Source organism: Acinetobacter sp. UBA2063, from assembly GCF_002333245.1.
Taxonomy (GTDB): domain Bacteria; phylum Pseudomonadota; class Gammaproteobacteria; order Pseudomonadales; family Moraxellaceae; genus Acinetobacter; species Acinetobacter parvus.
Map to the genome: position 1 here is coordinate 1 of NZ_DDAH01000119.1, position 10,810 is coordinate 10,810.

Consider the following 10,810-nt stretch of genomic DNA (forward strand, 5'->3'; position numbering starts at 1 on the left):
ATATTGTTTTTAGTATTGCTTTAATGCTATGCCTGTTTATTGGCGTACTTGAATTCATCTTGCTGCTGTTTGGGGGTAGCTCAAGTTTTCTCGAACAGTTTTTACCAGATAGCCTCACCGATGTAGACCATGCCGATGTCGGAGTGGATCATCCAGAGAATCTCTTTACCCAGTTATTGGAATGGCTGTATTTAAGCAAGGTTCCCTTACTGATCTGGCTCATTATTTTCTTAACTGTATATGCACTAACGGGCCTGATCATTCAGGATATCTTCTTCCACCTAACCGAAAATTACCTGTCTGCATGGATTATTGCACCTGCCTGTGTGTTTCTGTGTATGCCTGTCGTGCGTATCAGTGCTGCGCTCATCGCCAGGATTATTCCCAAAGATGAAACCACGGTTATTTATAGTGAAGACTTGATCGGTAGGACAGCCCAAATCATTTTAGGGGATGCTAAACCCAACTCCCCTGCACAGGCCAAAGTGAAAGACCAGTTTGGTCAAACCCATTATGTTTTGGTTGAACCAGAACTCGACATTGTTTTTCAGCAAGGACAAGAGGTTATTTTGACGCAGAGAACCAAGATTGGTTTTCAGGCAATTTCGGTTTAATTTTTATATTGATGATACGAGGGCATTTAAATGTTTAATTCAGCATTGACTGAAATTTTAATTATTACAGGTGTTATTTTTGCGGCACTGATTTTTATAGGGATTATTATTGCTCGCCTGTACACACGTTCCAGCAAGGAAGTGTCTTTTGTGCGTACAGGTTTTGGTGGGGAGAAAGTGATTTTAAATGGCGGGGCAATCGTTCTGCCTGTATTGCATGAAATTATTCCTGTAAACATGAACACCTTGCGTCTGGAAGTCAAACGTGCTGCTGATCAGGCACTGATTACCCGTGACCGTATGCGGGTGGATGTCATGGCTGAGTTTTATGTTCGGGTAAAACCAACAGGTGAATCCATTGCAACTGCGGCACAAACGCTAGGTCGTAAAACCATGTCGCCTCAGGAATTGAAAGACTTGGTTGAAGGCAAATTTGTTGATTCCCTACGTGCCGTTGCCGCTGAAATGGCGATGGAAGAACTGCATGAAAAGCGTGTTGATTTCGTACAGAAAGTTCAACAGGTGGTATCAGAAGATTTGTCTAAAAATGGTTTAGAGCTTGAAACCGTTTCATTGACTGGTTTAGATCAAACCAGCTTTAAGTTCTTTAACCCACAAAATGCCTTTGATGCTGAAGGTTTAACCAAGTTGACCGAAACCATTGAAGATCGCCGTAAAAAGCGTAACGACATTGAGCAGGATGCTGACCTGGCGATTCGTGCAAAAAATCTGCAAGCTGAACAGGCAAGGCTACAAATTTCTCGTGAAGAGGAATATGCCAAGCTCCAACAGGAACGTGAAATCTCAATTCGTAAAGCGGAACAAAGTGCTGAAATTGCAGCGCAGGAAGCAGCTAAAAAGCGTGAAGCAGAAGAAGCCCGTATTGCTGCTGAACGTGAAGTTGAAATCAAACGTATTGCTTCGGCTCGTGATGTGGAAAATGAAAATATCCAGAAAGCTCAGCTCATTCAAAAAGCGCAGGTTGAGCAGAAGAAAACCATTGAACTTGCAGAGCAGGATCGTGCCATTGCTATTGCAGAAAAGTCCCGTGCCGAATCAGAAGCCAAAGCCCAAGCAGATAAAGCCCGCGCCGAAGCAGTAAAAGCCGAGGAAGAAGTTGTGACTGTGCGTGAAACACAACGTGCGGAACGTCAAAAAGCGGTTGAACTGGTTGCTGCTAAACAAACCGCTGAAAAAGAAGCAATTGCCATTACCGTTGCTGCCGATGCAGGTAAAAAAGCGGCTGCTGATGAAGCCGAGGCAATACGAATTGGTGCAGAAGCCGAGGCTGAAAAAGTACGTTTAAAAGCCAAAGGTGAAGCGGATGCCAAAATCCTGCTTGCTCAGGCATTGGAGAAACAATATCAAGTCGATGCAGAGGGTGCTCGGGCAGTGAATGAAGCAGCCAATACCCTTTCTGCTGAACAGGTGGAAATGCAAATTCGTTTAGCCTTGCTCAAACACTTACCTGAAATTATCCGTGAAAGCGTTAAACCAATGGAAAATATTGATGACATCAAGATTTTACAGGTCAATGGTTTAAATGGTTTTGCAGGTGGTTCTGTATCAGGTGAAACAGTTGAAAACACCCAAACCTCTTTGTCTGATCAGGTTGTGAATAGCGCCCTACGCTATCGTTCACAAGCCCCTTTGATTGATAGCTTAATGAGTGAACTTGGCTTACAAGGTGGTGATATTAATGGTTTAACTCAAGGATTGAAACCAAAAGCGGAGTAAGTGTTTTATATCCTCAAACTGAGACTTATTAAATGACAATAAAAAACCCTGATGTTTTCATCAGGGTTCTTTAAAGATTAAAATCAACGAATTACGCCAAACCTTTCTCTTTCAAAACTTGTAGCATGGTTGAACCAAGCTCTGCAGGGCTACGCGTGTAAGCCATACCTGCTTTTTCAAATGCAGCGAATTTCTCTTCTGCTGTACCTTTACCACCAGAAATGATCGCACCTGCGTGACCCATACGCTTACCTTTCGGTGCAGTTACACCAGCGATATAACCTACAACTGGTTTAGTCACGTTAGATTTGATGAATTCAGCAGCTTCTTCTTCCGCTGTACCACCAATCTCGCCGATCATGATGATTGCATCAGTATCTGGATCGTCCTGGAACAATTGAAGCGCTTCAATCTGGTTCATACCTGGGATTGGGTCACCACCGATACCGATACAAGTAGACTGACCTAAACCAAGCTTGGTTGTTTGAGCAACAGCTTCATAAGTCAATGTACCAGAACGTGAGATGATACCAATACGACCTGGTTGGTGGATATGGCCAGGCATAATACCAATCTTACATTCACCTGGAGTGATCACGCCTGGACAGTTAGGACCAACTAAACGCGTACCGTTACCGTTAGTTTCTAAGTAACGTTTAGCTTTAAGCATGTCGATGGTTGGAACACCTTCAGTGATCACAACAATTAAGCCAACACCTGAATCAACCGCTTCAACGATCGAATCTAAAACGAATGGAGCTGGTACATAGATAACAGATGCATCTGCATTTGTTTCACGTACAGCTTCTTTCATTGTGTTGAATACTGGTAGGTCAAGGTGAGTCGTACCGCCTTTCCCTGGAGTAACACCACCCACAACTTTTGTACCGTAGTCTAAAGCTTGTGCAGAGTGGAAAGTACCGTTTTTACCAGTAAAACCCTGTACCAATACTTTAGTGTCTTTATTAATTAATACGCTCATGATTGATACTCCCCTTACGCCTTAACTGCAGCTACAACTTTTTCTGCGGCATCAGATAAACCGTTCGCAGAAATTAATTTCAAACCAGATTCATCAAGTAATTTCGCACCCAACTCAGCGTTGTTCCCTTCTAAACGAACAACAACGGGTACAGTGACATTTACTTCTTGAACCGCTGCAATAATTGCTTCAGCAATCATGTCACAACGTACGATACCACCGAAAATGTTGATTAAAACACCTTGAACAGACGTATCAGCAAGGATGATTTTGAACGCTTCGATTACGCGCTCTTTGGTTGCACCGCCACCAACGTCAAGGAAGTTTGCAGGCTGACCACCATAAAGTTTGATGATATCCATCGTTGCCATTGCAAGACCCGCACCATTCACCATACAACCGATGTTACCTTCTAAAGCAACATAGTTAAGGTCAAATTCAGATGCTTTTAATTCACGCTCATTCTCTTGCGATTTGTCACGTAAAGCAGCAACTTCTGGTAAACGGTAAAGCGCATTAGAGTCGATACCAACTTTTGCATCTACACATAAAATCTCGCCATTTTCACGAACCGAAAGTGGATTGATTTCAAATAATGCAAAATCATTTTCTACAAATGCCTGATAAGCAGCAGACATGATTTTTACAAATTGACCGATTTGCTTGTCTTTCAAACCTAAAGCAAACGCAACTTCGCGCGCTTGGAATGGTTGTAAGCCAACGAGTGGATCAACTTCAACCTTGATAATTTTTTCTGGCGTTTCTTCTGCAACTTTCTCGATTTCTACACCACCTTCGGTAGAAGCCATGAAAGTGATACGACGGCTAGAACGATCTACTACCGCACCCAAGTAAAGCTCACGCTCAACTGGATAAACGTCTTCAGCAACAATAATGCTGTTCACTGGCTGGCCACTTGCATCTGTTTGATACGTTACAAGACGAGTGCCAATGATGTTGTTTGCAAATTCGATTACATCTTCTTTTGATTTCGCAACTTTAACGCCGCCAGCCTTACCACGGCCACCTGCATGAACCTGCGCTTTCATTACAGCGAATTTACCACCAAGCTGTTCAAACGCAGCAACGGCTTCATCTGCATTTGTTGCCAAAATACCTTCTTGTACTGGCATGCCATATTTTTTTAATAACGCTTTAGCTTGATACTCATGTAAGTTCATTTAGTTACCTACTATGTTGTTTATTGTGGTACAGCCTAAATATTCTTAAAACCAGACTGCTACATATTGAGTAAATGATTGCCTTATAAAACCAATCACCATCATTTAAAAAAGTGTGGCGAACCACACTTTTTGTTTACTTACGTTTACGCTGAATCGCGTGAATCGCACGCCCATCTACAGCTAAAGCGGCTTCATGCACCACTTCAGAGAATGTTGGATGACCGAAAGTCATCAATTGCAAGTCTTCCACAGAAGAAACAAACTCAAGCGCAATCATGCCTTGGTGTGCGATATCAGATGCATTAGGACCCACAACGTGCATACCTAAAAGACGGTCTGTTTTCGCATCAGCAACGAATTTCACAAAACCAGCCGTATCACCAGCTGCCAATGCACGACCATTCACCGCAAACGGGAATTGGCCTGCTTTCACTTCATGGCCTTTTTCTTTGGCTTGCTCTTCAGTTAAGCCCACCCAAGCTGCTTCTGGATGGGTATAGATTATGCTGATGATGGTGTCATAGTTCACTTGAGCAGCATGACCGTGGATACGCTCCACTGCCATTACACCCTCTTCCATTGCCTTATGTGCAAGCATTGGACCGCGTACCAAGTCACCAATCGCATAAACACCTTCAACAGATGTCTGGCACTGATCATTAACATCAACCAAACCACGATCAGTCAGTTTAATGCCTGAATCTTCTGCCAATAAACCTTCCGCATAGGCTTTACGACCTACACAAACAATTAACTTGTCAAAAACCTGTTCTTTGTCTTCGCCAGCCTGGTTATATTTAACCGTTACTTCGCGGCCATTCGCTTCAGCGCCAGAAACTTTGGCACCGATACGAATATCTAAACCCTGTTTTTTCAAGATTTTTTGATATTCTTTCGCCAATGCTTTGTCCGCCATTGGTAAGAACGCATCTAATGCTTCAAACACAACAACTTCTGAACCAAGACGGCGCCATACTGAACCCAACTCTAAACCGATAACACCTGCACCAATGACACCAAGACGCTTAGGCACTTCTGGGAATTCTAAAGCACCAGTAGAATCAACAATAATGTCTTGATCTACAGGAGCAACAGGAATATTTACAGGAACCGAACCAGTCGCAAGAATCACATATTTAGGCTCTAAAACCTGTACATCACCTTCAAACGGTGTGAATTCTACTTTTTTACCTGCAAGTAATTTACCAGTACCTTGTAACCACTCGATACCATTACCTTTCAGTAATTGCGCAACACCACCCGTCAATTGATCTACAACTTTGTCTTTATGTGCCAACAAAGTGTCTAGATCAAATTTAACTTCACCTGTGGTGATACCATGTTCAGCAAGTTCGTGAACGGTTGCTTCATAGCGTTGGGAAGAGTCAAGCAGTGCTTTAGATGGGATACAGCCCACATTTAGACAGGTACCACCCAAAGATGGCTTACCTTTGTGAATACGTTTTTCGATACACGCAACTTTAAAGCCAAGTTGAGCCGCACGAATTGCCGCTTCATAACCACCTGGGCCACCGCCAATAACAACAAGATCAAATTGTTGAGACATTTTTATCTCCAAAGTCCCATATAAAGGATTACTTTATATGGGAGATATATTTCTAGTATTAAAGGTCAAGAATGAGTTTAGCTGGTTCTTCTAACAATTCTTTGATTGTTACCAAGAAACCGACAGCTTCTTTACCATCGATTAAACGGTGGTCATAAGAAAGCGCTAAATACATCATTGGCAAGATTTCAACTTGACCATTCACCGCCATAGGACGTTCCTGGATTTTATGCATACCCAAAATCGCAGTTTGTGGCTGGTTTAAAATAGGAGTTGAAAGCAATGAACCGAATGTACCACCATTGGTAATCGTGAATGTACCACCCGTCATTTCTTCAATTGACAACTTGCCTTCACGTGCTTTCGCAGCATAACCAGCAATGCCATTCTCAACTTCGGCATAGTTCATACGGTCAGTATCACGGAGAATTGGCACAACCAGACCACGGTCAGAAGAAACCGCTACACCAATGTCATAGAAACCGTGATAAACGATATCATCACCATCAATCGATGCATTAACCGCTGGATAACGTTTTAACGCTTCAGTGGCAGCCTTAACAAAGAAAGACATAAAGCCTAAACGCGCACCATGACGCTTTTCAAAAGCATCTTTATATTGCTTACGCATTTCCATGATTGGCTTCATGTTCACTTCGTTGAACGTTGTCAACATTGCAGTCTGTTGTGTAGCTGCCAATAAACGCTCAGCAACACGCTTACGTAAACGAGTCATAGGAACACGTTTCTCGATACGTTCGCCTACAGCCACGCTTAATGGTTGAACTGATGCAGCAGGTTTAGCCTGATGGCTGGCAACATCTTCTTTCGTGATGCGACCACCACGACCTGTACCCTGTACATCAGCCGCATTAATACCTGTTTCAGACAATGCCTTACGAACAGCAGGAGCCTGATCCTGCACGGCAACTACTGGTGCCGCACCTGCTTGAGTATTTTCAACAGCCTGCTGCACCTGAGCAGGCGCTGCACTTTGCACTGCCTGAGTATCGGCAGCACCAGAAACAGCACCCGCCTCAAACTGTGCGATCACTTCATCAGATAAAACAGTGTCCCCTTCATTTTTGATGATTGCAACTAAACTACCGTCAGCTGGAGCAACCACTTCTAAAACAACTTTATCGGTTTCAATGTCACAGATCACTTCATCACGTGATACAGGTTCACCTACTTTCTTGTGCCAGGTTGCGATCGTACCATCAGCAACTGACTCTGGAAATACCGGTGCTTTAATTTCGGTTGCCATTATTGAGAATCTCCTGATTGTTCAGCTTCAATTGCTAGTGCGTCATTGACGAGCTGAGCTTGTTGTTTTGCATGCAAGTATGGTGAGCCACAGGCAGGTGCGGCAGATGCTTCACGGCCTGCATAGCTAATGCGAATTTGTTTACCAGATTTAAGAACATCTTCGTATAGACGAGGAACGATAAATAACCAGGCGCCCTGATTCTTCGGTTCTTCCTGCGCCCAGACAAGTTCCTGGATGTTTGGATACTGAGCCATGACTTCAGCTAAACGCTGTTCTGGATATGGATACAACTGTTCGATACGAACAATCGCAATATGATCCAAACCAAGCTCACGACGTTTTTCCAGTAAATCGTAATAAACCTTACCGCCACAAAGGACTAAACGCGTCACATCAGCTTTATTGATGTTATCAATTTCATCAATCACAGTCTGGAATGAACCATTTGCCAACTCATCTAAAGTCGAGGTTGCAAGCTTATGACGCAACAATGATTTTGGTGACATGACAATCAAGGGCTTACGAATTGGACGAACCGCCTGACGGCGTAGCGCATGGAAAATCTGTGCTGGTGTTGTTGGTGTCATCACCTGCATGTTGTCTTCAGCACATAGCTGTAAGAAACGCTCCAGACGTGCAGATGAATGCTCTGGTCCCTGACCTTCATAACCATGTGGTAACAACATAGTTAAACCACATACGCGCTCCCACTTGGTTTCACCAGAAGCAATGAATTGGTCAATCACGACTTGCGCACAGTTTGCGAAGTCACCAAATTGTGCTTCCCAAACGATCAAGCTTTTCGGTAGAGTGGTTGCATAACCATATTCAAAAGCAAGCACAGCTTCTTCTGATAATAAAGAGTCATACACCGCAACACGTGGCTGATTTTCTTTAATGTGACACAACGGGATGTAAACAGAACCATCAACTTGGTTATGTAGTTTCGCATGGCGGTGAGAGAAAGTACCACGCCCCACATCTTCACCTGTGATACGCACAAGGAAGCCATCATCCAGCAAGGTTGCGTATGCCAGTGTCTCAGCAGCTCCCCAATTGAGTGGCATTTCACCCGTTTGCATTTTCATCCGATCATCAATGACTTTCTGAACCTGACGCTGCAATACGAAACCTTCAGGCAAAGTATTTAAGGTTTTCCCCAGTTCTTTCAAACGATCAATATTAAATGATGTGTCCCAAATATCAGTATATTCATGACCCAGATATGGAGACCAGTCCACAAACATCTTCTTGTTCGGCTGAGTCACCAATGCGTTCGCAACATGATTGCCTGCTTCAAGGTCAGCGCGGTAATCCTCAACCATTCTGTCTGCACTTGCACGATCAAGAATTTGCTGTTGAACCAACTGATCAGCATAAAGTGTACGCGTGGTGGCTTTTTTATTAATGATCTGATACATCAATGGCTGTGTTGCGGATGGTTCATCCGCTTCATTATGACCACGGCGGCGATAACAGAACAGATCAATGACAACATCTTTACGGAACTCATGACGGAAGTCATGGGCGATTTGAGTCGCAAAAATTACAGCTTCAGGATCATCCCCATTGACATGGAAGATCGGTGCCTGAATCATTTTTGCAACATCGGTACAGTATTCGGTAGAACGGGCATCACGTGGATCAGAAGTGGTAAAACCAACCTGATTGTTCACAATAATATGAACAGTACCACCAACCGTATAGCCACGAGTCTGTGACATCTGGAAAGTTTCCATGTTCACACCCTGACCTGCAAACGCCGCATCACCATGAACAATCAATGGTAAAACATCATCACCACCGATATCCTTACGGCGAACCTGACGCGCACGCACCGAACCTTCAACCACAGGTCCCACAATCTCAAGGTGCGATGGGTTAAATGCCAGTGCCAAATGCACTTCACCACCTGGTGTCATTACATTTGAAGAGAAGCCCTGATGATACTTCACATCGCCAGAACCTTTTTTGTGCAGGCTTTTGCCTTCAAACTCACCAAAAAGGTCGGCAGGGTTTTTACCCATAATGTTGACAAGCAGATTAAGACGACCACGGTGTGGCATCCCGATCACAACTTCTTTACAGCCTACACTACCTGCACGCTGAATGATTTCGTTGACCATTGGAATAAAGGACTCACCGCCTTCAACACCAAAACGCTTCGCGCCAACAAATTTATTACCCAGATACTTTTCCAGACCTTCAGCAGCCGTCAAACGCTCCAGAAAGCCTTTTTTCTGATCAGCGCTGAAATTGAATTTACCGCGCGCACCCTCTAAACGTTGCTGAATCCAGCGTTTTTCCTTAGTGTCAACAATGTGCATATACTCTGCACCAATTGATCCACAGTAGATAGCCTCCATTGCCTCAACCATTTCAGCCAATGTCGCTTCTGCTTTGCCAATCGCGAGGTTACCTGTATTAAATACAGTATCTAAATCAGATTTAGTTAAACCATGTGCAGATAAATCAAGATCTGGAACTTCTTCGCGTTTCGCAAGACCTAATGGATCAAGTTTGGCTTTTTGATGACCACGGTTGCGGTAAGCAGCGATCAGTTGTAATACACCAATTTGACGACGCTCATGTTCTGTACTTACAGTGCTTTGTACAACAGGTTGAACTCGGTTTGAATTACGACCCAAAAGGAGGAATTGCTCGCGCACACTGCCGTGTGGTTGATCACCTTTAGGGTATTTATCGAAATATTCACGCCAATCCTCTGACACTGAGGTTGGAGAAGTTAGGTACTGTTCGTAAAGCTCTTCAATATACGCTGCACTATCAGCGGAAAGTTCAGTGTCAAGACGCAGTGCGTCAGCAACTTCTTGCATTTTTGGACCCATTTCCTATTGCAAAAAATAATACAGGTTGCCTTTTAAGCATACCCATGATTCATAGCGTCAAATTGGTAACGAGACACTACTACCCAAGATCATCCAACCCTGAGACATTATTACTACACATCAGGAGTATTCCCTTTGATGTAACAAATGAGCCATGCACTTTCAATTCAAAGCACATAACTCATTTTCATACTCGATGAAATCGAGCAATTTTTTGCAAATCATTTTAGAAAAATTAAATAATTTTTTAACTTTTCTAAATTGACTTTTTAAAAGTAATTTGCATAAATTCATGCAATGTTACTTTTAGATAACATCAGGAATATGCTTATTTTTTGCTTTCATTTACTGGGTGAAATCCTATCATGTAATCAAGTCTGAATTGATTTTTTTGACACATACCATTCATAAACCAGCGAAATACACACATTCAATTATATTCTAATATACCGCCCTTTTTCTAAAAGTTGCACCTTATATCGACCAAAGTTAAAGATTCACTACAAATTTCGCACAAACACCACGCAGAATGCCTAAAAATAAAGCAACTACCCGATTTATATTTGTTTTTATTATTTGACTTAATCTTGACATCCTCCCCGACCTA

The 10,810-nt window shown here is 43.0% G+C and carries 7 protein-coding genes; 2 read left to right on the top strand and 5 right to left on the bottom strand.

From position 1 onward, the window contains the following. Positions 1-2 precede the first annotated feature (2 nt). Together B4H32_RS05205 and B4H32_RS05210 are read left to right on the top strand one after the other, a co-directional pair. A complete protein-coding gene (locus B4H32_RS05205) occupies positions 3-614 on the top strand; it encodes a YqiJ family protein (RefSeq protein WP_286800517.1) in 612 nt (203 codons plus the stop codon). Positions 615-644: 30 nt separating this feature from the next. Further along, positions 645-2,351, top strand: coding sequence for a flotillin family protein (locus tag B4H32_RS05210; RefSeq protein ID WP_004763998.1), 1,707 nt, complete (start codon positions 645-647; stop codon positions 2,349-2,351). Between the two features lie 91 nt (positions 2,352-2,442). Here B4H32_RS05210 and sucD read toward each other — a convergent pair whose 3' ends face one another. The 5 genes from sucD to B4H32_RS05235 all read right to left on the bottom strand — a co-directional run bounded on the left by sucD (position 2,443) and on the right by B4H32_RS05235 (position 10,191). Then, the gene (gene sucD / locus B4H32_RS05215; RefSeq protein WP_004681499.1) at positions 2,443-3,333 is read right to left on the bottom strand and encodes a succinate--CoA ligase subunit alpha; all 891 of its coding nucleotides are present in this window, start codon (positions 3,331-3,333) and stop codon (positions 2,443-2,445) included. A gap of 14 nt (positions 3,334-3,347) precedes the next feature. Then, entirely contained in the window at positions 3,348-4,514 is a 1,167-nt protein-coding gene (sucC, locus tag B4H32_RS05220; RefSeq protein WP_004764001.1) for an ADP-forming succinate--CoA ligase subunit beta, read from the bottom strand. Positions 4,515-4,650: 136 nt separating this feature from the next. Then, positions 4,651-6,084 carry a dihydrolipoyl dehydrogenase gene (gene lpdA, locus B4H32_RS05225; RefSeq protein WP_286800521.1) on the bottom strand — a complete coding sequence of 478 codons (1,434 nt, stop codon included), beginning with the start codon at positions 6,082-6,084 and terminating at the stop codon, positions 4,651-4,653. Between the two features lie 58 nt (positions 6,085-6,142). Continuing rightward, the gene (odhB, locus tag B4H32_RS05230) at positions 6,143-7,351 is read right to left on the bottom strand and encodes a 2-oxoglutarate dehydrogenase complex dihydrolipoyllysine-residue succinyltransferase (RefSeq protein ID WP_286800525.1); all 1,209 of its coding nucleotides are present in this window, start codon (positions 7,349-7,351) and stop codon (positions 6,143-6,145) included. Then, positions 7,351-10,191 carry a 2-oxoglutarate dehydrogenase E1 component gene (locus B4H32_RS05235; RefSeq protein ID WP_004764006.1) on the bottom strand — a complete coding sequence of 947 codons (2,841 nt, stop codon included), beginning with the start codon at positions 10,189-10,191 and terminating at the stop codon, positions 7,351-7,353. The genes odhB and B4H32_RS05235 overlap by 1 nt, the downstream gene beginning before the upstream one ends. Positions 10,192-10,810 lie beyond the last annotated feature (619 nt).